General features: G+C 39.3%; 22 protein-coding genes. 9 read left to right on the top strand and 13 right to left on the bottom strand.

Annotated elements, in window-relative coordinates:
• Positions 1 to 33 precede the first annotated feature (33 nt).
• From AC4IF5_RS01770 to AC4IF5_RS01760, 3 genes are all read left to right on the top strand, one after another.
• Positions 34 to 1,140 (top strand): NAD(P)/FAD-dependent oxidoreductase, encoded by a 1,107-nt coding sequence (locus AC4IF5_RS01770; protein ID WP_490731095.1) that lies wholly within the window; start codon positions 34 to 36, stop codon positions 1,138 to 1,140.
• 182 nt (positions 1,141 to 1,322) lie between these two features.
• On the top strand, positions 1,323 to 2,435 hold the full coding sequence (prfB, locus tag AC4IF5_RS01765; RefSeq protein ID WP_490731093.1) for a peptide chain release factor 2: 1,113 nt from the start codon (positions 1,323 to 1,325) through the stop codon (positions 2,433 to 2,435).
• An 86-nt stretch (positions 2,436 to 2,521) separates the two neighbouring features.
• Positions 2,522 to 3,217: a DedA family protein gene (locus AC4IF5_RS01760; protein WP_490731091.1), complete on the top strand. Its 696-nt coding sequence runs from the start codon at positions 2,522 to 2,524 to the stop codon at positions 3,215 to 3,217.
• Between the two features lie 143 nt (positions 3,218 to 3,360).
• Here AC4IF5_RS01760 and AC4IF5_RS01755 read toward each other — a convergent pair whose 3' ends face one another.
• Positions 3,361 to 4,215: an alpha/beta hydrolase gene (locus tag AC4IF5_RS01755; RefSeq protein ID WP_490731089.1), complete on the bottom strand. Its 855-nt coding sequence runs from the start codon at positions 4,213 to 4,215 to the stop codon at positions 3,361 to 3,363.
• Between the two features lie 238 nt (positions 4,216 to 4,453).
• Here AC4IF5_RS01755 and AC4IF5_RS01750 point away from each other — a divergent pair, with 238 nt between their 5' ends.
• On the top strand, positions 4,454 to 5,335 hold the full coding sequence (locus AC4IF5_RS01750) for a DUF808 domain-containing protein (RefSeq protein ID WP_490731087.1): 882 nt from the start codon (positions 4,454 to 4,456) through the stop codon (positions 5,333 to 5,335).
• Positions 5,336 to 5,389: 54 nt separating this feature from the next.
• On the opposite strand, the gene AC4IF5_RS01745 is transcribed toward AC4IF5_RS01750, so the two are convergent.
• The 6 genes from AC4IF5_RS01745 to proS all read right to left on the bottom strand — a co-directional run bounded on the left by AC4IF5_RS01745 (position 5,390) and on the right by proS (position 12,738).
• A complete protein-coding gene (locus AC4IF5_RS01745; RefSeq protein ID WP_490731085.1) occupies positions 5,390 to 6,397 on the bottom strand; it encodes a hypothetical protein in 1,008 nt (335 codons plus the stop codon).
• Between the two features lie 71 nt (positions 6,398 to 6,468).
• The gene (dnaJ, locus tag AC4IF5_RS01740) at positions 6,469 to 7,584 is read right to left on the bottom strand and encodes a molecular chaperone DnaJ (RefSeq protein ID WP_490731083.1); all 1,116 of its coding nucleotides are present in this window, start codon (positions 7,582 to 7,584) and stop codon (positions 6,469 to 6,471) included.
• Between the two features lie 101 nt (positions 7,585 to 7,685).
• Positions 7,686 to 8,222, bottom strand: coding sequence for a nucleotide exchange factor GrpE (locus AC4IF5_RS01735; RefSeq protein WP_490731081.1), 537 nt, complete (start codon positions 8,220 to 8,222; stop codon positions 7,686 to 7,688).
• 156 nt (positions 8,223 to 8,378) lie between these two features.
• Positions 8,379 to 9,713, bottom strand: a complete 1,335-nt coding sequence (locus tag AC4IF5_RS01730) for an Nramp family divalent metal transporter (RefSeq protein WP_490731079.1) — start codon at positions 9,711 to 9,713, stop codon at positions 8,379 to 8,381.
• A 113-nt stretch (positions 9,714 to 9,826) separates the two neighbouring features.
• On the bottom strand, positions 9,827 to 11,146 hold the full coding sequence (locus AC4IF5_RS01725) for a DUF937 domain-containing protein (protein WP_490731077.1): 1,320 nt from the start codon (positions 11,144 to 11,146) through the stop codon (positions 9,827 to 9,829).
• Positions 11,147 to 11,262: 116 nt separating this feature from the next.
• Positions 11,263 to 12,738, bottom strand: coding sequence for a proline--tRNA ligase (proS, locus tag AC4IF5_RS01720; protein ID WP_490731075.1), 1,476 nt, complete (start codon positions 12,736 to 12,738; stop codon positions 11,263 to 11,265).
• Between the two features lie 143 nt (positions 12,739 to 12,881).
• Here proS and AC4IF5_RS01715 point away from each other — a divergent pair, with 143 nt between their 5' ends.
• Both AC4IF5_RS01715 and AC4IF5_RS01710 read left to right on the top strand, forming a co-directional pair.
• On the top strand, positions 12,882 to 13,940 hold the full coding sequence (locus tag AC4IF5_RS01715) for a prolyl-tRNA synthetase (protein WP_490731073.1): 1,059 nt from the start codon (positions 12,882 to 12,884) through the stop codon (positions 13,938 to 13,940).
• A gap of 53 nt (positions 13,941 to 13,993) precedes the next feature.
• Positions 13,994 to 15,379: an OmpP1/FadL family transporter gene (locus AC4IF5_RS01710; protein WP_490731071.1), complete on the top strand. Its 1,386-nt coding sequence runs from the start codon at positions 13,994 to 13,996 to the stop codon at positions 15,377 to 15,379.
• A 73-nt stretch (positions 15,380 to 15,452) separates the two neighbouring features.
• On the opposite strand, the gene AC4IF5_RS01705 is transcribed toward AC4IF5_RS01710, so the two are convergent.
• Together AC4IF5_RS01705 and AC4IF5_RS01700 are read right to left on the bottom strand one after the other, a co-directional pair.
• Positions 15,453 to 16,160: a ZIP family metal transporter gene (locus AC4IF5_RS01705; RefSeq protein WP_490731337.1), complete on the bottom strand. Its 708-nt coding sequence runs from the start codon at positions 16,158 to 16,160 to the stop codon at positions 15,453 to 15,455.
• Between the two features lie 2 nt (positions 16,161 to 16,162).
• Positions 16,163 to 16,888: a class I SAM-dependent DNA methyltransferase gene (locus AC4IF5_RS01700; RefSeq protein WP_490731069.1), complete on the bottom strand. Its 726-nt coding sequence runs from the start codon at positions 16,886 to 16,888 to the stop codon at positions 16,163 to 16,165.
• 137 nt (positions 16,889 to 17,025) lie between these two features.
• Between AC4IF5_RS01700 and AC4IF5_RS01695 the strand changes: the two genes are divergently transcribed.
• A complete protein-coding gene (locus AC4IF5_RS01695; protein WP_490731067.1) occupies positions 17,026 to 18,192 on the top strand; it encodes a THUMP domain-containing class I SAM-dependent RNA methyltransferase in 1,167 nt (388 codons plus the stop codon).
• 152 nt (positions 18,193 to 18,344) lie between these two features.
• Here AC4IF5_RS01695 and AC4IF5_RS01690 read toward each other — a convergent pair whose 3' ends face one another.
• On the bottom strand, positions 18,345 to 18,536 hold the full coding sequence (locus AC4IF5_RS01690) for a hypothetical protein (RefSeq protein ID WP_490731065.1): 192 nt from the start codon (positions 18,534 to 18,536) through the stop codon (positions 18,345 to 18,347).
• A gap of 203 nt (positions 18,537 to 18,739) precedes the next feature.
• Here AC4IF5_RS01690 and AC4IF5_RS01685 point away from each other — a divergent pair, with 203 nt between their 5' ends.
• On the top strand, positions 18,740 to 19,744 hold the full coding sequence (locus tag AC4IF5_RS01685) for a glycosyltransferase family 2 protein (RefSeq protein ID WP_490731063.1): 1,005 nt from the start codon (positions 18,740 to 18,742) through the stop codon (positions 19,742 to 19,744).
• 88 nt (positions 19,745 to 19,832) lie between these two features.
• On the opposite strand, the gene AC4IF5_RS01680 is transcribed toward AC4IF5_RS01685, so the two are convergent.
• Positions 19,833 to 21,059: an aminotransferase class I/II-fold pyridoxal phosphate-dependent enzyme gene (locus AC4IF5_RS01680; protein ID WP_490731061.1), complete on the bottom strand. Its 1,227-nt coding sequence runs from the start codon at positions 21,057 to 21,059 to the stop codon at positions 19,833 to 19,835.
• A 157-nt stretch (positions 21,060 to 21,216) separates the two neighbouring features.
• Between AC4IF5_RS01680 and AC4IF5_RS01675 the strand changes: the two genes are divergently transcribed.
• On the top strand, positions 21,217 to 21,675 hold the full coding sequence (locus AC4IF5_RS01675) for an Lrp/AsnC family transcriptional regulator (RefSeq protein ID WP_490731059.1): 459 nt from the start codon (positions 21,217 to 21,219) through the stop codon (positions 21,673 to 21,675).
• A gap of 44 nt (positions 21,676 to 21,719) precedes the next feature.
• Here AC4IF5_RS01675 and AC4IF5_RS01670 read toward each other — a convergent pair whose 3' ends face one another.
• Complete coding sequence (locus AC4IF5_RS01670) at positions 21,720 to 22,751, bottom strand: bestrophin family protein (protein ID WP_490731057.1); 1,032 nt, start codon at positions 22,749 to 22,751, stop codon at positions 21,720 to 21,722.
• Between the two features lie 207 nt (positions 22,752 to 22,958).
• A complete protein-coding gene (locus AC4IF5_RS01665) occupies positions 22,959 to 25,031 on the bottom strand; it encodes an alpha-ketoacid dehydrogenase subunit alpha/beta (protein WP_490731055.1) in 2,073 nt (690 codons plus the stop codon).
• Positions 25,032 to 25,090: the final 59 nt, after the last annotated feature.

Here is a 25,090-nt window from a genome sequence, read left to right as displayed (position 1 = left end):
AATACATCAATACTTTTTACATTTTACAAAAAAATGAACAGCATCTGGGAACTTGAAACCTTTTACAGGAAAAGAAATATCATTATCATAGGAGCCGGATTTTCCGGGCTCTGGACCGCTGTTTCCATTAAAGAAAAATATCCTGAAAGATCTGTTTTGGTTATAGAGCGGAATACGATTCCTTTGGGAGCTTCAACAAGGAATGCCGGTTTTGCCTGCTTTGGGAGTCTTACAGAGGTGATAGCGGATTCTCAGAGGATGGGTTGGGAAAAAACGCTGGACCTTGTCAGAATGAGATTTGAAGGCCTTCAGAAGATCAGGCACTATTTTAAAAGTAATGAAATTGATTTTGAGCTCAGCGGAGGGTATGAAATTCTAAATAATGAAGAGCCGTTATTATATATAGATGAGGTCAATAGAAAGCTAAAGACTATTACCGGACTTGACAAAACATATGGTCTGAAACAGCATAAAATTCAAGAATTTGGATTGGGAAGATCCCGATTTTTGGTTGAGAACCCATGTGAAGGCGCTTTACATTCAGGAAAGCTGCTACAGAAACTTTTAGAAAAGTGTAATGAACTGAAAGTAGAATTTCTATTCGGAACGGAAGTTCAAAATATTGAAGAAAACCCTGAAGAAGCTGAAGCTCATCTTACAGGGGAACTTTCTGTAAAAGCAGATCAAGTTATTTACTGTACCAACGCATTCAGTTCAAAGCTCCTGGAAAAAGAAAATATTATTCCTGCCAGAGGACAGATTCTGCTGACGGAACCTATAGAAGATTTAAAGCTGAGAGGAACTTTTCATTATGATGAAGGATTTTATTATTTCAGAAACTTAGGAAGTCGTGTCTTGTTAGGCGGCGGAAGAAATCAGGATTTTAAAACTGAAGAAACTACAGCCTTTGAAACCACAACGTTTCTGCAAAACCATCTGGAAACCTTTTTAAAGGAGGTTGTCCTGCCGGATTTTGAATTTAAGATTGCCCTTCGCTGGTCGGGAATCATGGCCATGGGGAATGAAAAAACACCGATCGTAAAACAAATCTCAGAAAGGCAGTTCTGCGCCGTAAGACTTTCCGGAATGGGAGTGGCTCTTGCTCCTAAAATAGGGGAGGTTGTGGCTGAAATGGTTTGAAGAGAGCCAAGAGCCAAGAATCAAGAGCCAAGATTATAAAGTAACCTTAAATCTTGAATTTTAAACTTTCATACTCCGTATCCAGGAGCCCGAATTACTTATCTTCAAACTCTTTCATTCTATAATCCTCCAACCCTCCCGGTGTGGAAAGAAATCCTTATTTTTGCAAAAAAGAAAAAATCGTGATCAACAACGACCAGATAAAAGAAGTTCAATCCAGAATTGAAGATTTACACAAGTATCTTCAGATTGAAAAAAAGAAGATAGAAATTGCCAATGATGATGAAAAAACAGCAGCTCCTGAATTTTGGGATAACCCCAAGACTGCAGAGGCTTTTCTGAAACAGCTTCGTTCCAAGAAAAAATGGGTGGAAAGCTATGATGAAATTCAGACACAGTTCGAAGATCTTCAGGTTTTAGCGGATTTCGCCAAAGAAGATCCGGATTCTGAGAAAGAGCTGGACGAGACTTTCCCTCAGCTGGTAGAGAAAATTGAAGACCTGGAATTCAAAAATATGCTTTCCAACGAAGGTGATGAGCTCTCCGCTGTTCTTCAGATCACAGCAGGTGCCGGAGGAACAGAAAGCTGTGACTGGGCGTCTATGCTGATGAGAATGTATACCATGTGGGCGGAAAAGCAGGGCTATAAGATCCGGGAGCTGAACTTCCAGGAAGGTGATGTTGCCGGTGTAAAAACCGTTACATTGGAAATTGAAGGAGAATATGCCTTCGGATACCTGAAAGGAGAGAATGGAGTACACAGACTGGTAAGAATTTCTCCTTTCGACAGTAATGCAAAACGTCATACAAGTTTCGTGTCCGTATATGTTTATCCTTTGGTGGATGATACCATTGAGATCAATATCAATCCGGCCGATATCTCTTTTGAAACGATGAGGTCATCCGGAGCAGGGGGTCAGAACGTAAACAAAGTGGAAACCGCGGTACGTCTTCGCCACGCGCCAACCGGAATTATCATTGAAAACTCAGAATCCCGTTCCCAGCTTCAGAATAAAGAAAAAGCAATGCAGCTTCTTCGTTCAAGATTATATGAAATGGAATTGGAAGAGCGTATGAAGGCCAGAAATGAGATTGAAGCCAACAAAATGAAGATCGAGTGGGGAAGCCAGATCAGAAACTACGTGATGCATCCTTACAAATTGGTAAAAGATGTACGCTCAGGCCATGAAACGTCAGATGTGGATGCTGTCATGAACGGAAATATTACCCCTTTCTTAAAAGCTTTTCTGATGGCCGATGGGACCGCAGTTTCCGATGATGATCTGGACCTGTAAAATATTATCCTGAATTTTAGTTAAAATCTTATAATTAATTTTTGTTTCAGACATTTTAGACTTATTTTTGTTGTTCATCGATATATATGGAAGATTTCAATAGCTGGAAGGATTTATTAAACCCGGAGTTTTATATTAAAATGGGAGGGTTTTGGCTTATTTTATTTATTGTTTTTGCGGAAACGGGCCTTTTTGTAGGTTTTTTTCTTCCCGGAGACTCACTCCTGTTCGTTTCAGGAATCTACGCCGTTGAAATCATCAAAGAGACTTTTAGCTCCACAGGGAGTGATTTTCTGGATACAACGCTTTTAGCCACCGGGGTAGCCATTGCTGCTATTATAGGAAATGAGGTAGGATATTATTTTGGAAGAAAGACAGGGCCCGCTTTATATAAAAGACCGGATTCAATGCTGTTCAAGAAGAAATATCTTTACCAGGCTCATGATTTCTTTGAAAAGCATGGAGCATTAGCTATTATTATGGCCAGATTCTTACCTGTGGTGAGAACCTTTACTCCAATTGTTGCGGGGATCGTAAAGATGGATAAAAAAGAATTTCTGAGAGATAATATCATCGGAGCGGTTTTATGGTCTTTTATTTTGATTTTTGCCGGTCATTATCTGGATAAATTATTCATGGAACAGTTCGGAATCAACTTAAAAGAAAAGCTGGAATATATCATTATCGTTATCGTGCTGGTGACAACACTCCCGGTAATCATTAAATTCATGTTCGGAAAAAAGGATGATTTCTCTAAATATGAGGACAACGACTTTGAATAAAAATTCAATGTAACTAAAAAATACACAAGCTATCTCATTTTTGGGATAGCTTTTTTTTGCCACGAAGGCACGAATCCTTTTTATCCCTGAGTTGCCGACTATAAAAATTATATTATATAGAAATAAAAGAGTGATTTAAAGCTTTAGAGTTTTGATAGAGAGTCACTTTTTATCCAGTCCAGAATATTGGGATAAATAATACTGTCCCTTTTCTTTTTGCTGAAAAATCTTGGTACATGACCTGTTCTTTTCATAAAGATGAACTTGTGGGGAACATTCAGACGGGTAAGAGCAGAATCCATTGCCAGTCCCTGATGCTGATTGACCAGGAAGTCATTGTTTCCCTGAAACAATAGAGTAGGTACATTTGTAATATTGGCGATAGGGCTGGCTTCCCTAAAGGCTTCAGACATGTTTTTCCGGAGAAACTTTGTCCCTACCACCTTTTGAAAAGCAGGGGAAGTATACCTGGAATAAAAAGAATTAAGATATTCACGACTGTAAAAATCAGTAGGACCGCTCAGGGAGATGATCTTTCTGATCTGATCAGGATGCTGATATCCATAGAGCAGCGCAAGGTGACCGCCTGCACTCTCGCCCAGGATAATATAATTGTTGGGCAGGAGTTCAGCTTTCTCTGCCAAGAAATTAAATTTGTCAATGACAGAGCTAATATCTTCAAGCTGTTGCTTATAAGTGATTTTCTTACGTGCCGAAACCAGGCGGTAATTCATATTGATGCTCGGAATCTTGTTCTTAAAAAGCATTTTCTGAATATGGATCATATGTTCCTTTCTTCCCATGGTCCATGCTCCGCCATGTACGATTAAAACAACCGGAGCATTTACCGGATAATCTTTTGGAAGAAAAACATCCATTTTCTGTCTTTTATGCTCCCCGTATTTTAAATTATAGATCTTCTGCTGGCCATCAGGACCTACCCAAACTCTGAACTTCGTATTGCAGGACTGCAACAGGAAGCTGATGCAACCCATCATGAAAAAATGGTACCTGAGAATGAGCCTTTTCATACACTAAAAATACAGAAAATGAAGCAGCAAAAATAATTAAAACTTATGATTTTTGAGGGTGATAATTGATTTCCGTTTATTTCTCAGGCTATGTAAAGCGACCGTATGGCTGATTCCTGAAATTATTGTTTTAATAAACCATTTGTAAATAGAATTAAATATTTATTTTTGCTGAAGTTAACAGATATTAAAAAAACATTAAAATATGGCATCAGGCTTTTTTGCAATTTTAGATGATATTGCCGCATTGATGGATGATGTAGCGGTTACCAGTAAAATAGCTACACAAAAGACAGCAGGTATTTTGGGAGATGATCTGGCTGTAAATGCAGAAAAAGCCACCGGCTTTCTTTCTTCCAGGGAACTTCCTGTTCTATGGGCGATTACCAAAGGATCATTTATCAATAAGCTTATTATCCTGCCTGTTGCCTTTCTGCTCAATTGGCTGTATAAACCCGCTATTGAGATTATTCTTATTCTGGGAGGAGTATACCTGGCCTTTGAAGGCGTAGAAAAGATCATCGAATTTCTGTTTCACCGTTCTAAAAAAGGACATGAAGTGGTAGAGGAAAGTAAGGAAGATGAAAACGCTGAAGTTTCTGAAAAAACTAAAATAAACTCAGCGATCAGAACAGATTTTATTCTTTCTATCGAGATTGTTATTATTGCTTTGGGAACTGTTATTCAGGAGAATCATCCGCTTCTTACACAGATCCTGACCGTTACTTTCGTATCATTTCTGGCTACTGTAGGAGTTTACGGAATTGTAGCGCTTATTGTAAGAATGGATGATGCAGGATTTAAGCTTATCAGGAAAAGTCATGATAAAGGAGTGGTTTCCAAACTTGGACATTTATTGGTAAAATCATTGCCTGTTATTATCAAAATTTTAGGGGTGGTTGGAACCATTGCTTTGATCCTGGTCTCGGGAGGAATTTTTGCTCATAACATCCACTACTTACACGATCTGCTTCCAACATGGCCTTCGAAGCTAAAGGAATTTACCTTTGGAATTGTAGGGGGATTAGCCGCTGTTCTTGTGTTTACTATGGGAAAGGCCATATATTCCTTAGCTACAAAAAAATAAGAAACAAATAAGATTTAATAAAGAAATCCTGTACTGAAACAGTACAGGATTTCTTTATTTCATATTGGACCTGATCAATTCAATTGCGGTTGTCGTTTCTGAGCCAAACATATCTTTTGCCCAGAATTTCGGATCTTTTATTCGTTCCAGAATCAGAAAAAGAACAAGACCTTCGTCCTGCGACCACCATTTCTTATTTCGTCTTACCCCTTCCAAAGCAGTATGCTGATCAAGCTTTCCTCCTTGTGGATGGATAAGCCACAGATACATGGAATATTGTCCCAGACCTTCCATGGTGAGGAAAATATCATCCATTTCCGTAAGTTTTTGGTATTTGTCTTTAAAATAGGTCTTTTGTCTTTCATCATACAGGCTTACTCCTTTTGAGAGGTATTCTCTGTTAAGTTCCTTGTCGATAATACTATTATAAAGATTATCTGTTTCTGAATGATACAGATCGACATAAGTCTTGTTTTTGCTGAAAATATTTTGAATCATATCGTCATTGACATCCACTCCGAATTCATTTTCTTTTTCATATTGTGTGATTTTTTTTCCAAAATTTTTCATTTGCTGGGAATGGGAAAACTCATGGAGGAAAATACCGGTAGTCAAATTATCCAATCCGAGTTCTTTGCTTTCAACTCCCATTTTTTTCCAGAAGCTGGGTAAAGGCATGACAAAAAATGACTGATGCTGACCTGTTGGAATTTCTGCTGCGAATGACATAATCCCTACTGGAACAGAGGTTTGATCAGGTAGGGTAATAAAGTTATGATGGAGTGCTTTTTTCCAGTTTAGTTTCAGATTTAAAAGATTAAAGCCTCTTATTGGTATGCCTTTAGGAATAGTAACTGAAGATGTGGAATACACGTATTGATCATCAAAAAATACAAATTGTACAGGCTGAAGTTTGTCAATTTTATAAATGTCCTTATATACTAATGACCATGCAGAAAACCAATGCGGTACCATAAGTTTGAACTCATTATCTTCATTTTGCTGTCCAAATGTTTTTATTGAAAAAATAAGAAACATGATAAGAAGTAGTACTTTTTTCATTTCCGGTATTTTAATAAAAACTAATATACACATTGATACAATAAAAAAAGAGGTCATATGACCTCTTTTTATTAATTGAATAAATCTTTTACTTTATCAAAAAAAGTTTTTTCCTTTCCGGATGGTTCTGCAACCATTTCCCCGCTGGACATCTGCTTTTCAAAGAAATCTTTTTGTTCTTTTGTAAGCTTTTGAGGCGTCCATACATTGATGTGGATGAACATATCTCCTTTACCATAACTGTCGATGCTTGGAAGTCCTTTTCCAGCCAATCTTAAGATCTTTCCGGACTGTGTTCCGGGATCAACCGTGATCTTCACCTTTCCGCCAACGGTAGGAATTTCTTTCTTCGTTCCTAAAGCGGCTTCTGCAAATGAAATATATAACTCCTGGTGAAGATTATCACCTTCTCTTTTGATTGTCTGATCGACTTCTTCCTCAATGATCACCAACAGGTCACCCGGTGTTCCGCCAAAAGGAGCATCATTTCCTTTTCCTCTTACATTAAGCTGGATCCCGTCTCTTGCTCCTGCCGGAATATTGATGGTAATTTCCTCTTCATCTTTTACAAGACCCTGCGCATTTGCTCCTGCCGGAATTTTATCAGCAACTTTTCCGATTCCCTGACAGGTACCGCAGGTCGTTTGCGTCTGCATTTGTCCGAACATGGTATTCATTACTTTAAGCTGAACACCCGAACCGTTACACGTAGGACAGGTTTTTGAAGTGGCTCCTTCTGCCATCTTCATTTTTTTAACTTTTATGGTTTTATGAGTTCCGTTTACCATTTCCTCAAGGTTCAGCTTGATTCTGATTCTTAAATTAGAACCTTTTACCTGCTGGCGGCCTCCGCCACCGCCGAATCCTCCGAAACCACCACCGAAAATATCTCCAAACTGGCTGAAGATGTCTTCCATGTTCATACCGCCTCCGAAGCCTCCACCTCCGAAACCTCCGTTTCCGCCCATTCCGGCATGACCGAACTGATCGTATCTTGCACGTTTCTGATCGTCGCTTAGCACTTCATAGGCTTCAGCCGCTTCTTTAAATTTTTCTTCAGCATCTCTATCTCCCGGATTTTTATCAGGGTGATATTTGATGGCCATTTTACGGTATGCTTTCTTTATTTCGTCGGCCGATGCAGATTTGCTGATCTCAAGAACCTCGTAATAATCTCTTTTTGACATGACAATTATATAATTGATTATTGATAAATGATAAAAGATATTTTAAATTTAATAAGCGAAATGTTCATCAATTATCACTCATCATTTATCATTTATGAATTTTAGTTTCCTGTTACTACTTTTGCAAAACGGATCACTTTATCATTCAAAGTGTAACCTGTTTCGATAACATCTACGATCTTCCCTTTTAATTCTTCTGACGGAGCAGGAATCTGTGTGATAGCCTCGTGAAAATCTACGTTGAAGCTGTCACCGGCATTCACTTCCATTGCCTTCAATCCTTTTTCGGTAAGTTTATTTTTGAATTTCTGATAGATCAATTCTACACCTTGCAGATCAGTAGGATTTCCGTTCTTAGCGATTTCCTTTAATGCTCTTTCGAAATCATCCAAAACGCCCAACATAGAAACCATCATGTCCTGGTTGGCATACTGGAAGAATTCCATTTTCTCCTTAGAGGTTCTCTTTTTATAATTTTCGAATTCAGCATACAACCTGATGTAACGGTCTTTTTCTTCTGCCAAAAGTTCTTCTGCAGAAGGAGTAGCTGTCACATTGTCCTGAGCTGTTGCTTCGTTCTGAACATTGTTTTCTTCCTGATTATTGATGCTTTCTTCGTTAATATCCTGATTTTCCATAATTCAATATTTATTTACTGAATTGTTTGACAAAGAACCTGCCAAAGGAAAAAACAGGACATTTAGGCAGAAAAATAAGAATAGAATTACTTGAGGGTTTGAGAGGGGTAGAGTATGAGAGTATGAGGAGTTATATCCATTGCTCATTACTCATGTCTATTCTCCCGTGAACGTCTGGTACAACAGATACAGATTTAGGATGATGATGATGATTGAAATGATCCAGACACAGACTTTCAGAAAAGGTTTGTTGACAAATTCTCCCATCTTTGCTTTGTCATTGGTAAACATAACGAGCGGTACCACAGCAAAGCTCAGCTGCATAGACAGAATAACCTGGCTTAAAACCAATAATTCGGTTGTACCCTGTTCGCCATAAAGAATAGCAACGATCAATGCCGGAATAACAGCAATAAGTCTTGTGATCAGTCTTCGCAGCCACGGCTTCAGTCTGATGTTCAGAAAGCCTTCCATAACGATCTGTCCGGCAAGGGTCCCGGTAAGCGTTGAATTTTGCCCGGAAGCCAATAAGGCAACTGCAAATGCAATACTTGCCATTGAAGCTCCCAAAATAGGAGTAAGCATTTTGTAGGCATCGTGAATGTCTGCGATATGTTCATTCCCTGTCGTATGGAAAGTAGCCGCTGCCAGAATAAGAATGGCAGCATTAATAAAGAAAGCCAGCATCAGAGAAACTGTACTGTCCAAGGTGGCAAATTTTATTGCTTCTTTTTTTCCTTCCCTGTCACGGGTATAATCTCTGGTCTGTACAATGCTGCTGTGAAGATAAAGGTTGTGCGGCATGACGGTCGCTCCTAAAATTCCGATGGCAATATAGAGCATTGCAGGGTTCTGAATAATCTCTTTCTGAGGAACCAGTCCGCCCATAATTTCGTTGAATGCAGGTTGTGAGATCACTATTTCATAAACAAAGCAGGCGAGGATAATGAAAATAAGTCCCCCGACAATACTTTCGATCCAGCGGAAACCTTTAGCCTGAAGTAGGAGTATGATAAGAACATCCACTGTTGTAATGACAATCCCCCAGGTCAATGGAATATGAAACAGTAAATTTAAGGCGATTGCAGAACCGATAACTTCTGCGAGATCACAGGCAGCAATCGCTATTTCGCAAAATACCCAGAGAATAAAGTTTGTCGTAGGGCTGAAGTGATCTCTGCAGGCTTGTGCAAGGTCTCTTTCTGCTACGACTCCCAATTTAACGGATAAATGCTGCAGAACCACTGCAAAAATGTTGGAGATAAGAATGACTGAAAGTAAGGTATACCCAAATTGTGCTCCTCCGGCAATATCCGTAGCCCAGTTTCCGGGATCCATATATCCAACAGCAACCATAAGTCCGGGCCCTGCAAAGGCAAGGTATTTCCTCCAAAAACTACCTTTTTTAGGTACTTTAATAGAAGAATAGACTTCTGATAGAGAATGGGATGTTTTATCTTTTCGCCAGGCGCTTTTTAAATTGAAATTCATAAATGTTAGAAATGACTAACAAATTTAATTAAATAAATGTAAACACAAAAATCATGGAACGAAAAAATCCCGGAAATGACTTCCCGGGACTTAATTTTTATTGATTCTAAAGATTATTTTGCAAATCTTACAGACATTTTTCTGTCAACAGCTCTTTCAGCATCCGAAGCTTTTGCATCTACCGTAGCAAATTTACTTCCATAGCCTTCAGCGCCAAGTACCTGAGCTCCAACTCCCGCTTTTGCTAAGGCAGCCTTGATATAATCAGCTCTTGCCTGGGATAATTTTACGTTAGAGGCTTCGTTTCCTGTTTTGTCAGTGTAACCGCCAATTTTGATTTTTGCATCCGGGAAAGCTTTCAGGATAGCCACCAGGTTATCCAGCTGTCCTTGTGAACCTGCTTCCAGTTCAGTAGCGCTTCCCAATTTGAAATTAACATGGTCAAAATCATACCACTTGTCTTTCAGTGCTGCATCATCTGCTGCGTTTTTATAGCTGTCAGATTTCAGGAATGCAATCATCTGGTCTTCCATACCACCTTTGTAACCTTTCAGCACTACTCCGTTAAGGTCAATGTCTTCATCGGTTTTAGCGGTTGCCGGAGTCGCTGTTCCTGCTACAGATGCTGTATCCGTATCTGAGCTGATGGTTGTTGAGTCAGACGTCGTCGTCGTTGTAGTTGTCTGTTTTTTCTCACATTGCTTCCATAAGAAATAGGCAGCGGCAATCAATAATAAAAGCGGAAGCAACCATTTCCAGATTGATCCTCCGCCTTGATTGTTGTTATTATTTTCAAATTGTTCTCTTATTTCTCTGGCTCCTTCAGATACATTTTCTCTTGCCGTAGCAACCCCTTCAGCGATGTTGTCTTTAGCAGTAGAAGCTACTGAAGAAACAGTTTCCTTAGCCTGACCAAACCAATTTTCAGCTCCCAGTCCAAAGGAAGCCAAAGAAAGACCTGCCGGCAATAAAGAAGAGATAATGCCTTTCTGATCATTCAGTAAGCTGGAAATACCCGAAGCACCCAAATTATTGTCTGTCGCATATTTTCCTACAGTGCCTACAGTAGCCCCGGTAACCAGGTTTAACAAAGAACCTGCAGAATTGTTGCTGATTCCTGAAAAACTGGCGATGGAATTTATTAAAGCACCTACCTTATCTCCAAAAAGTGAAGAAAGTAAAGAGGTAATGATAGGATTATTAGAAGATCCCCCTAATAAATTTCCTAAGATTCCACTTGAAGAGGCTTTCGTAATAGCATCCAAAACACCAGGATTGTCTGCGTTATTGGCCAATCCACCTACGACAGCAGGTAATAAGCCACCAATTGCTTTAGAAATACCGGATTCGCTTTCTCCAAACTGTGATGCAGCCTGTGAAACCAAAGCGGGACCTAATTGCCCTTTAATTAAATCAATGACATTTAAAGACATAATAAATTTTTTTAGATTAATGTTGAGATAAATTTAAACAAAAATCCGTCCAAATGTCACTTTTTTTTGAATATTTCTTTAAAAATTAACGAAGTTCCTTAAAATCGTTAAAATTTTTAGTAGGCTTTTGCGAATAATACACGTCTCTTAGACGGTTTCCCGGAGATCAGTGAAACTCCCTCCTCGATATCATCATCCAAAGGAATACATCTGATGGTAGCTTTGGTTTCTTCCTTGATCTGCTCTTCTTCTTCAGCAGTACCATCCCAATGTGCATAGATGAAGCCTCCTTTTTCTTCAAGAACTTTCTTGAACTCTTCATATGTATCAACCTTTGTGATATTGTCTTTTCTGAAGTTAACTGCCTTATTGTAAATATCTTGCTGAATCGTTTTCAACAGCTCCTCAATATAAGAATCCAATCCTTCAATGGAACGAACTTCTTTGGTAAGGTTGTCTCTTCTTGCAATTTCTACAGAATTGTTTTCCAGATCTCTTGGTCCCATTGCAATTCTTACCGGAACACCTTTCAGTTCGTATTCCGCAAACTTCCAGCCCGGTTTATTCTGAGTGTCATTGTCAAATTTCACGGAAATTCCTTTAGCTCTCAGTTTAGCCTGGATATCCAACGCTACCTCACTGATCTGTGCCAATTGTTCTTCACCTTTAAAGATAGGAACGATAACCACCTGAATAGGGGCAAGAGTCGGAGGCAATACCAATCCGAAATCATCAGAGTGGGTCATGATCAATGCACCCATCAAACGGGTTGAAGTTCCCCAGGATGTAGCCCATGCATGCTCGATCTTTCCTTCTTTATTGGTGAACTTTACATCAAATGCTTTCGCGAAATTCTGACCTAAGAAGTGAGAAGTACCGGCCTGAAGAGCTTTTCCGTCCTGCATTAATGCTTCGATACAGTAAGTTTCATCAGCTCCTGCAAATCTTTCAGAAGGTGTTTTTAATCCCTGAATTACAGGCATTGCCATAAAGTTTTCTGCAAAATCGGCATATACTTTATTCATTTTTTCAGCCTCTTCAATGGCTTCTTCTTTTGTAGCATGAGCAGTATGCCCTTCCTGCCACAGGAATTCTGCCGTTCTAAGGAATAGACGGGTTCTCATTTCCCAACGTACAACGTTTGCCCATTGGTTGATCAGGATAGGGAGATCTCTGTATGACTGGATCCAGTTTTTATAAGTATTCCAGATAATTGCTTCAGAAGTAGGACGTACAATAAGTTCTTCTTCCAGTTTCGCATCCGGGTCTACAATCAGTTTTGAAGGGTTGTTGGGATCGGTTTTTAATCTGTAATGAGTAACTACAGCGCATTCTTTTGCAAAACCTTCCGCATTTTTCTCTTCTGCCTCAAACAGGCTCTTGGGCACAAAAAGCGGGAAGTATGCGTTAACGTGACCTGTTTCTTTGAATTTCTTATCCATTTCATCACGCATTTTTTCCCAGATTGCATAGCCATATGGTTTGATTACCATACATCCGCGCACACCTGAATTTTCAGCTAAGTCAGCTTTTACAACAAGCTCATTATACCATTTGCTGTAATCTTCGCTTCTTGAGGTTAATTTTGCCATTATCTTTTAAAATTTTTTTTAACTTTTGCACATTATTGTTATCTAAAAATAAAACTCTATTTTTGATAGATTTTTTAATCAGTATTGGTACATTTTTGGTACTGATTGCAAATATAATTTAAATTAAAAATTTTTACGTTATCATGAAAAGAAATATACATAAAAATTTGCTTGGTCTGCTAAAATCCAAAGGGGTCTTGGCAATATCAGGTGGATTACTGCTTATGTCTTGTGGTGCTCAGATGGGAGGGTATAGCGAGACAGATGGGGTATATTATGACCCTAATAAGGATACGCTGCCGGAAGGAGTGATCATCAATGGTGGCGAAAACAGAGTAGGCGAATATTATGACTACTATCAGGATTCTAATGTGATTCAGAATGCACAGACGAATTCCAGAGAACAGCAGAACAGATATAACGAGTGGGGAGGAGACAATACGAATTGGAACTCCAACGCTACAGATTCTGATTGGGGAATGTATGCTGGTTCCCAGACCAATTATTACGATAATTCCTGGGGCTGGGGCTCTCCTTGGGGCTGGTATGGAGGTTATAACCCATATTGGGGCTGGAACCGCGGCTGGGGCTGGGGTATGAGCATGTCCTGGGGTTGGGGTGGTTCATTCGGCTGGGGCTGGGGAGGCTCTTTCGGATGGGGTAACCCGTATTGGGGTGGATTTTATGATCCGTTCTGGGGAGGCTATTATGGCAACCCATATTGGGGATACGGAGGGTATTATGCTCCTGTATACAGAAGAAGCGGTGCAAACGGAAGAGGTTTCGTGAATCCTGGTGTGAATAATGCCGTTTACAGAACCAATACTGCCAATTCAGGATTTAGAAATAATAACGGTTTCAGAAATACCAATACCAACGGTGGTTTCAGAGACGCTAATTCGAGCGGAGGCTTCAGACAGGGCAATTCCGGCGGATTCAGACAACAAGGTAATTCCGGTGGCTTCAGACAGCAGGGTAATTCCGGAGGTTTCAGAAATACGCAGCCTAATGGAGGATTCCGTAATTCTACTCCCCAAACAAGACCCAACTATAATTATCAGCAGCAGTCACAGCCAAGATACAATAATAATAGTGGCTTCAGATCCGGAGATTCCGGCGGCTTCAGATCCAGCGGAGGGTTTAACTCTGGCGGTGGCGGAGGTATGAGATCCGGTGGCGGAGGCAGAGGTGGCTTCAGATAATTTTCAAACGAATAAACTATTTAAAAATAATGTTAAAAAAATCTTTAGTATTAATGAGTATTTCTGCCGCATTTTTTGCGCAGGCTCAGGATGTTTCTGTGATCAGGAATACTGTAGATGTTTACTCAAGTACTCCTATGGTGGGATCGGCCAAGTTTAATGCGATGGCCGGATCAAATGGTGCATTAGGAGGAGATGCGAACTCCCTGCTGACAAACCCTGCAGGTTTAGGAGTTGCTATTTCAGGAGAGGTTTCAGGAACCTTATCTGTTTCAGGAAATAAAAACAGCAGCTCTTGGGCTGGATCTACAATAGACTACAGCAAGACAAGAGGTGATCTTGGAAATGCAGGAGGGATTATTGCTTTTCCTTTGATGAGCGAGACTGGATGGAAGTTTATCAATATCGGTATTAATTTTTCCAATCAATCTCTTGATAATGTAATACAGTCTCCGGGAAACAGCAATGTAGTTTATTATACAGATGTTGATGATCCGGCTACAGGAAGATCACTTGCCGGACATAATTATGAAAGGTATGGGGATCTTTCAAAAATGAGCTTTGGTGTAGGAGCCAACTATAATCATAACCTTTACATAGGAGCAGGATTAAACTTTTTTAATGCTTCGGTTGATCAATATGACCGGTTATTCTATCGACGTCTTCAGACTAACAGTATAGAAGAATACAGAAAACAGGATACTCCTTTCTTCGAGAGATCTTCAGGTTTCTCAGCTTCATTAGGGGTCATCGGAAAGCTTAGTCCTAATTTCAGACTTGGGGCAGCCCTTGAGACACCTACATTCTGGAATATAGACAGAACATATGACTTCTATAATGATCCTGTTTATGGTGATGACAGAGGAGCTGAAACCAGAAAATTTACTTCACCGCTTAAAGCAACCGTAAGTGCGGCGTTTGTAGCAAGTAAAAACTTCTCGTTGAACGTAGACTATACATTGGGACTTACAAAGCCTGATTATAAAGTATACGGACCTGCAGAAAGAGAATTGAATGACTTCTTTAAGGATAATTACAAAAATCTTTCAGAAGTGAGAGTAGGAGCTGAATATAGAGTGAAGCAGTTCAGGCTGAGAGGTGGATACTCCTATCAGTCAAGTCCTTTTGATGCTCTTACGATCAGCAGATTTAATGATGCGGGTGATATAGGAGATCAGTCATACAGCAACCTTATGCTTAATGATAGAAATACGGCTTCGTTCGGTATAGGATATGATTTCAAATCATTCTATATTGACGCCTCTTATCAGAATATCACTTCCAAATACAGCAATCCTTTTATGAGAGGATATATAGGTGATAATTTTGATTCTGCCTATTATTCTGCAACCGGTATCGCAGAAAGTGATTCTTATGCGGTAAGTAATGTGAAGAACAGCAGAAACACTTTCTTCCTTACTTTAGGATGGAAGTTCTAAGTCTTAAGATCTTAAAAATATATAATTAAAGCTCCGGTTTTCGGAGCTTTTTTATTTTTTAATGTAGAGTGGTTTAGGGATGTTGATGGAAAAGATGCATTACCAATGCTAGGGAAACTCCTAAAACAACAAGGCCGATCTTTACCCAGTCAATATTATGGTTCTTGTTGCTTTCAAAAATAATCACTGATGAAATATGAAGGAAGATCCCGCCTACGATTGCCAGGAAATAAGGCTGAAGGTCCGGATTAAAATAATTTCCCAACAGCATTCCCATCGGAGAAGCCAGTGCAAAAAGAGCTATGATCAGTAGGGAAGGGTAGGATGAGCTTTTTGAATCCTTTTTCCCGTTGAATAAAAAAGCGCCCAAAATAAATGAAATAGGCAGATTGTGAAACACAATTCCCAAAAGATAAGGAGACAGTGTATGTTGGTCATTGGCAAGGGGAATTCCTTCGATAAAAGCATGGATGAAAAGTCCAACCATTAAGGCCGCAGGAAGGATATTATGTTCGTTATGATGATGAAAGTGCCCATGTTCAAACCCTTTGGTAAGAGCTTCAAGGATCATCTGCAGAAGTACTCCTGCAATGACGAATATCCCGAGATTACTGCTTTTTTCTGAAGTATAGACCTGTGGAAAAACTTCATTGAGACAGATCGTAATCAAAAAACCGGCGCTCAATATCAATAAATTTTTGGCCAGCTTTTCTTTTTTACCAAAATGTTTTCCCAGAAATACTCCTGCGAGGACACTTAAAATCAGTAAAAGTACTGTTATCATTATTTTTTCTTAAATAAATTGATACAACGTGGAGAGCTTTCTTTATTAAATTCGTTCAGCTGATAGTCTCCCCAGATTTTTATTCTCTCAAAGCCACATTCTGAAGCGTAAGCATGAATCGCTTCTAAGGTATGAAGTTTTACTTTCTCAAAGAAATGATAAGGCTTACCGCCTACTTCAAAGCGGATATCTTTAATCACGTGTCTGCCTTCAATTTTTTTCAGAATCTTAAAGTCGATATTGCCACGGGTAATTACCGTTTCCGGAACCAAAGTATTTCTTACATACTGCTCGTTCAGATAATCCAATACAAAAAATCCTCCGGGTTTCAAGACGTTGTATACCGACTGGAAAACCTTTTTATCATCATTTTCATTATCAAAGTACCCGAAACTTGTAAATAAATTGAAAACAGCGTCCATAGGATCCGCATCAATGGGGTTTCTCATATCATGAACTTCAAAGATCAGGGTCTGATTTTCATATTGTTTGTCAGATTCGATGCTCTGTCTTGAAAGATCAAGGCCTAAGACATCATATCCTAATTTGTTGAGAAAAACAGAGTGTCTTCCTTTCCCGCACGCAAGATCTATGATCCTGGACTGAGGCGGAAGCTGAAGGTCCGCAGTAAGCTTTGTGATGAAGTTTTCAGCTTCAGTATAATCTCTGTTGCTATAAAGTAAATGATAATAAGGGGTATCAAACCAAGATTCAAACCATTCCATAATGCAAAAATAACTAAATTTGTGCGGTTAAAAGCAAAGTATTTTACAACATTAAAAGATTGAAAAATTCAATTGATCAATACGTTGGAGGGCTAATCTTTTAATTCTTAAAACTTTAAATCTTTTAATTCATGATTATGGATACAGAAAATCTACAAATACAGATAAAGACATTCTTCGGATTGGAACAGATTCTTGCCGAGGAAATCAAAAAATTGGGCGGACGAAATGTTGAAATCAAAAACAGAGCGGTAAATTGTGAAGGAGATCTTGGCTTTCTTTATAAGATCAATTATTCGGCACGAACGGCATTAAAGATTTTGGTGCCTATCCATCAGTTTAAGGCTTTTAATCAGCATCAGTTCTATGACAGGCTCTTCAAATTTGAATGGGACGAGTTTATGGATGTTGACCAGTCCTTCTCTATCGATGCGACGGTAAATTCCGAAACATTCAAACATTCCCAGTTCGTTACTTTAAAGATGAAAGACGCGATCGTAGATTATTTCCAGGAAAAATTCAAGAGACGCCCGAATGTGGAAACCAGAACTCCGGATATTAAATTCCATCTCCATATTGACAGGGAATTGGTTATGATCTCTTTGGATTCTTCAGGAGATCCCTTATTTAAAAGAGGATACAGAAGAGAGCAGGGAGAAGCTCCGATCAATGAGGTTCTTGCAAGCGGAATGCTTCAGCTGGCAGGCTGGGACGGAAAAGGCAATTTCCTTGATCCGATGTGCGGTTCAGGAACATTGCTGATAGAGGCGGCAATGATCGCTATGGATCTTCCGGCTCAGATCTTCAGAAAGAGATTCGGATTCCAGAACTGGAAAAACTATGATGCTGAACTGTTTTCAAAAATTAAAGAATTCAGGGTGAACAGGATCAAAGAATTTGACGGAAAGATCGTAGGGTATGATATTGACGCAAGAATGCTGAATGCTGCCAGAATGAATGTGGAAGCGGCAGAAATGGAAGATGTTATCGAGATTAAAAAGCAGAATTTCTTTGATTCTAAAAAAGAGCTTTTCCCGCTATTAATGGTATTCAATCCTCCGTATGATGAGAGAATTTCTATTAATGACGATGATTTCTACAAAAAAATAGGGGATACCTTTAAAACTAATTATCCCAATACACTGGCCTGGCTGATTTCATCTGATCTGGAAGCGGTGAAGAAGATCGGTCTGCGTCCTTCAAGAAAGATCAAGCTTTTCAACGGTAAGCTGGAAACCAGATTTTTACAGTATGAAATGTATGAAGGAACGAAGAAGGTTCATAAAACCGAAGGGAATAAATAATTAAATCTGACGTTTAAGTAATAATCAATGTCCTGGAATTTTCTTGACGGGTTTAACGTAATTTTTGATGTATTGGAACTCTTTAGTTCCTGTTCAGGAGAATCATCACGTTCAACTTCAGATAGAAAGAGTTTGAATTATGATGAGAAGCCTCAGAAGAAGGCTTCAAAAAGAACTAAATATTTTACAGAAACGATTAGTGCAGGATTTATTGCAGCAGCAGTCTTATTTTCTATTACTGTTTTTAAAGATCCTCTGCCGGCAGAAAACAATACACTAACTTTGATTGTAGTGTGTTTGATAGGGGCAGGAATTTCTTTTTTACTGTTTTTTGTTCTGTACATACTGGAACTTTATTATTTTAAAACTTTATTCAAGCTGCTTCTTTTTAGTGGTTCAGTGATTGTATTTTTTATTTCGGTGGTATTGTATATTTATTTTAAATCGGGAATATTTATTTAAACCTTGAAAAGTTAATTTCTCCGAATAAGCTGTTAAACTGTTTGCGGTTTTTTCCGTGAATAGGTAATTTTGAAAAATTTTTAATTTGAAGCCTACTATTTCCATTGTCGTTGCTATCTATAACCGGAAGGATGAACTTTTCGAGCTGCTGACCTCTTTGACCCAACAGACCGATAAGGCGTTTGAAATCATTATCGTGGATGATGGGTCCCTGATCGATCTGAAGCCTACGATAAGGAATTTTGAGGAAAGTCTGGATATTAAGTATTTCAGAAAGAATAACTCGGGGCCGGGGCTTACAAGAAACTACGGGGCGGCAAGGGCGGCAAACGAATGGCTGGTCTTTGTAGACAGTGATGTGATCGTTGAGAAAGATTATATTGAGCATATTAAAAATGATATTCTTACAATTCCCTGCGATGCATTTGGAGGGGCAGATAAAGCGCACAAAGGTTTTAATCTGATGCAGAAGGCCATCTCTTATTCCATGACCTCTGTTTTTACAACGGGAGGGATCAGAGGAAGCAAGAAAGCGGTTTCAAAATTTCAGCCCAGAAGTTTTAATATGGGAGTGAAAAAGGCTGTCTTTGAGAAGGTAGGCGGATTTTCGGAGATGAGAATAGGAGAGGATCCGGATCTGTCTATGACGCTTTGGGAAAACGGATTTACCACAGCTTTTTTTGATGATATTGCGGTTTACCATAAACGTAGAGTTGATTTTGGAAAGTTTTCCAGGCAGGTCTATCAGTTTGGCTGCGCGAGACCTATTCTTAATCAGAGGCATCCTAACTATGTGAAAATTTCCTTTGCGTTTCCTTCTTTATTCATGTTAGGGTATGTTATGGGCTTTTTGGAGTATTTTATGATGGGGAGAGGAGTTATCCTTACCTTTTACGGATTGTATACATTTCTGGTATTTTTCCACGCCCTGTTGTTGACTAAAAATATAAGCATTGCCGGTATGGCGGTTATTTCCACTTATATCCAGATGTTCTCCTATGGGTATGGATTTCTGAAATCCTGGATTCTTCTGAATGTTTTCAGAATGAAACCTGAAGAGGCTTTCCCTCACCATTATTATAAAAAATAAAGAGATAAATGCTATTTTGAGAGAGGTTTAAGCTAAAAATACAAAGAAGGCTGTTTCACTGGAAACAGCCTTCTTTTTTACAATAAATTTAGGATATGGAGATGTTTTCATGGTTAAGAACCCCTACTTTCAGCATACATTCTTTCATCTTATGGTAAGTTCTTTTGATGTCGTGGTCTAAGCCGATGGAGAATCTGATCAGTCCGTCAGAAATCCCTATGGCAGCCCGTTCCTCTTCCGGAATTTCGGATGAGGTTGATTTTCCTGAACAGGAGAATAAAGTTTTATAGAAGCCCAGACTTACTGCCAGATACCCCAGATTCGCATCCTGCATCATTTCCATCAGTTCATTCGCTTTTTCCGTTGTTCCGGCATCCAGGGTCAGTAATCCTCCAAACCCGTATTCTTCATCGATCATGCTTTTCATGAGTTCATGATTCTTATGAGAAGGCAATCCCGGATAAGAGACCTTTAAGCCGTCCTGTTCGAATCTTTCAGCAAGATACATGGCGTTGTAGCTATGCTGTTTGATTCTGATATGTAATGTTCTCAGATTCTTTAAAATACTTGATGACCTTAAGCTGTCCATAGTAGGGCCAAGGAGCATGCATGCACCGGAATTTACATTTTTAGTATCATCAATAAATGCCTGTGCTCCGCAATATACGCCACCTACCGTGTCACTGCTTCCATTGATGAATTTCGTTAAGCTATGAATAACGACATCTGCTCCAAATAGCTGTGGAGAGATAGAGAGCGGTGAAAAAGTATTATCGACGATAAGTTTTAAGTTATGCCTTTTACAGATTTCGGAAAGCTTCCTAAGGTCTGCCACTTCAAGCAACGGATTGCTTACACTTTCGCAGTAGATCACTTTCGTGTTAGGGGTAATTGCATTTTCTATAGCATCAAAATTATTGATATCCACAAATGTAGTGGCTACATTGAATTGTGGTAAGAAGTTTTTAAGAAAAGCATAGGTTCCCCCATAAATGGTTCTGCTTGAAATGATATGGTCACCACTTTTACATAATTGCAGTAAAACGGAAGTAATCGCTCCCATTCCGGAGGCTGTAACATTGGCCGATTCCGTATTTTCCATCTTTGCAAGAGCCTGAGCCAGATAGAGGTTCATCGGTGATGAATGTCTGGAATAGAGATAACATCCTTCTGCATTTCCTTCAAAAGTATCAAACATGGTCTTCGCTGAAAGGAAAGTATAAGTGGAACTGTCTGAGATAGAAGGATTCACTCCTCCGAATTCACCAAAATACTGAAGATCCTGGATCTCGTTGGCTGCGTTAAAGTTTTCCATAAGCATTGTTTTTATTTTATCGGCCTAATTTGCATTATTTTCCTAATTATTACAATATAAATTTGAATCTATAGAATATAAAACTGTAAAATGTTGTTTATTTAGAAAAAATAATTGTTATCTTCGGGAATATTAACCCTTTGCCAAAAAATAATCTATGGAACTGGATGAAACGGATAAAAAACTGCTCATATTTTTGCAGGAAGACTGTAAGCAAACCACCAAAGAACTGTCCGGTAAGCTTGGATTGTCGGTTACAGCAGTTTATGAGCGTGTAAAAAAGCTTGAAAATGCGGGTGTTATTTCAAAGTATGTTGCGTTGCTGGATAGAAATAAGATCAGCCGAAACTTTATTGTTTTATGCCATGTGAAATTAACACAGCACAAGAAAGAATTTGTATTGCAGTTTGAAAAGGAGGTGATGAATCTCCAGGAGGTTACAGAGTGCTTTCACGTAAGCGGAGACTACGATTATATCCTTAAAATTGGAGTCAGAGACATTGAGGATTACCGTAATTTTATGCTGACCAAGCTGACAACGCTTCAGCATATTGCCAGTACCCACAGTTCATTTATGATCTCTGAGGTGAAAAATACAACGGCCATTATTTTATAAGGTAAATATTTTTGTTTTTTTCTTAAATGATGAACCCGGAGGTATCACACCAGTACTCCGTTTTTAGAAGCAATAGGATCCGGCAGGTCAGTTTCTCCACCCATTTGAAGAAGGTCGATTTCAATAGTCCGGCAGATGGAAAGCATAGGAACATCAAACATGAGCCCTGCAAAAGGATTTTCAGAATAGTCTCCTACCAGCTCCATGATAATGTAGATCCATCCGATAACAATGCAGAAGGGGATAGAGGTCCAGATTCCCCAATCTCCCAGCTTTGCAAATTCATTGACCAACCCCAATGGAAGTAATGTAATAAACAGAATATTAAAAACGAATGCCGTACTGGCAAACTGTCTTGGTGAAGGAAACTTTTTGATCCTTTCCGCCTGTCCCTGGAAGCCGTAGAATTCATTCAGGCTGTTTTGAAGCTGCATCTGGTTGAAATCTGTAATGGCATTCATGTTTTTCAGTTCATTGATGTCCTTTGCCTGCTGGGAGATCAGATAGGTAGCAAAATTCTTATAATGATTTTTAAGGTCATATTCTTCTTCAGAAAGATATTTATGAAGGAAAATAGGAGCCCTGCCGTAATCAGGAAATCCAGCTTTGATCATCCGGTTTCTTCTCAGGTTGATATTTCCGAATTTGTCATTTTCAGTGCTGATATGTTCCCATTCCGTAGGAACCAAAAGCTGTTCACGGAAAGTATATAACCATGCAATATGTCGGTTGACGATCCTTTTCTTGCGATCTTCAAGGTCAAAAATGCCAATTTCTTCATTTTGGGTATCAAAGGCATACACCATTGAAGCAAATGAACGGCTGGAATTTACAATTCCGCCCCAGATCTTTCTGGCTTCCCAAAGTCTGTCATAGGCCTGGTTGTTTTTGAAACCCACGAGGAATGCTTCTGCCGTACCGATCAGAGCAACAGGAACCCATGGAATCGTCATCCAGTGCCAGTTGAAGAAATAAAAAAGTACAGCAATCAGTGTACACCAGATAGAAATTAAGATAAGATGTACCCCGGATAGATTGAGAACCTGTTTATAGTTGACGTATTTGGTTGTGATCATAAAGAAGAATGTGTTTTGCGTGTACAGACAAAATAAGTACCAAACTGTGATCAGATTTACTTTACAATGTCTGTCATAAGTGATGTTCCGGATTTTACTGAGTTATAATAGCCTAGAATTGAGATTTATAATCTTAAATAAAATTAGTAAAAAAAACGCATAAAAAAACCTCTAAAAAATTTAGAGGTTTTAATAATTTATAGAAATTTAATATTTCAAGATTTCTTCGATTTTTCTGGAAAGCTTCTCAGCATTCGGAAGCATTTCTTTTTCCAGTACCAGGTTGATAGGAACAGCAGGAACGTCCAGAGAACCCATTGTTTCTACAGGAGCATCCAGATATTTGAAACAGTTTTTAGAGATGCGGTGTGCAAATGCTTCTGCAAAAGAGTTGTTAAGCTGTTCTTCGGTCAGAACGATACACTTTCCATGAGCTTTCACTCTTTCAAAAACAAGCTCCTCATCCAATGGAATTAAAGTTCTTAAATCGATCACTTCAATTCTTCCGTCAAACTGTTTAGCTGCTTCTTTAGCCCAATAAACACCCATTCCATAGGTAACCACCAATAAGGTTCTTCCTTTCTCTGTTTCATGCTTGTCAGCTTCAATGACTACTTTTCCTTTTCCGAACGGAAGAACGTAATCTTCAGCCGGCTCTATTGTTTTGGCATCTTCAGTTCCCGGAACTTTACTCCAGTACAACCCTTTGTGTTCCAGCATAATTACCGGGTTAGGATCATAATAAGCTGCTTTTAGCAGGCCTTTGAAATCCGCAGCATTGCTTGGATATGCTATTTTAATCCCTTTTATATTGGCTAAAATACTTTCAACACTGCCGCTGTGATAAGGACCACCACCGCCATAAGCTCCGATTGGAACCCGGATGATGTTGCTGACAGGGTATTTTCCGCCACTCAGATAATTTGATTTTGAAATTTCTGTAATCAGCTGGTTGATCCCCGGATAAATATAATCGGCAAACTGAACTTCAACGATCGGTTTTAGCCCTACAGCGCTCATTCCGGCAGTAGAGCCGATAATATAAGCTTCCTGAATGGCCGTGTTGAACACTCTCTTGCTTCCGAATTTTTTTCCTAACGTAACTGTTTCACGGAAAACACCGCCGATTCTTTCCCCTACATCCTGGCCGTAAAGAAGGGCTTCAGGGTGCTTCCACATCAGTTCCTGTATGGCATGGATAGCAGCATCCACCATTACGATCTTCTCTCCGTCAGCCGGTTCACGTGTTCCCGCTTCCTCCGTAATCGGAGTAGGAGCAAAAACATGCTGCATTACGGTTTCAGGTTTTGGATCTTCAGCATTTTTGGCCTTTTCAAAAGCCTCTTCTGCTTCAAGACGTGCTTTTTTTGTGATTTGCTTCAAAAGATCTTCATCAATACCTGCTTCCAGCAAATGTTTTCTAAGGATCTCTCCCGGATCTTTAGCTCTATGTTTAGTTAGATCTTCCTCATCTCTATAGAATTCTCTTCTTACTCCTGAAGTGTGGTGGCCGATCAATACGGTTTTTGCACAGACAACCAGAGGCTTTCTTTCTGTTCTTACAAAATCAACAGCTTTTTTCATTGCCTCAAAGCTTTCTACGAAGTCCGTTCCGTCCACTCTCATTCTGCTCAGACCTGTAAATCCAGCCACAAAATCATAGGCGTCACAGGTTCTGGCCTCATCTTTCGTTACGGAAATTCCCCATTCGTTGTCCTGTACAAGGAAAATAATAGGAAGCTGATGCAGTGCTGCAAATTGTAAAGCTTCACTCACTTCACCTTCAGTTACGGAGTTATCTCCAAGGCTGCAAACTACAACAGGATTATTCTCAAAATTCTGAAGATTAAATTCCTGAATGTATTTTATCCCCTGTGCAACTCCTGTCGTAGGGATGGTCTGCATTCCTGTAGCGGAACTTTGATGAATGATCTTCGGCTTGTTCTCATCCCTGCTTGAAGGATGCGAATAATAGGATCTTCCACTGGAAAAAGGATCGTCAGCTTTTGCCAGTAACTGAAGCATTAGCTGATAAGGCTCAAAGCCCATTCCTAATAAAATGCTTTCATCTCTGTAGTAAGGAGAAACCCAGTCTTCTTTCTTGAGCTGGTAAGCAGTTGCCAGCTGGATGGCTTCGTGACCTCTTGAAGTGCTGTGAACGTATTTACATACATTTCTGTTTTCTTCATAAATGTCAGCCATTGCTTTCGCCAGCATCATATGATTGTACGCTTTAAGTAAAATATCCTGAGAAACTTTTTCGTGAAGTATATTTTCCATAGGAAGCAAATATACATAAAAAAACAAAATACTAACAACTGTTAGTATTTTGTGTAAAA

This window comes from Chryseobacterium sp. UF-290 (genome assembly GCF_058245615.1).
The sequence above is the reverse complement of the archived record's forward strand: the minus strand, read 5'-3'. Positions and strand labels throughout refer to the sequence as shown.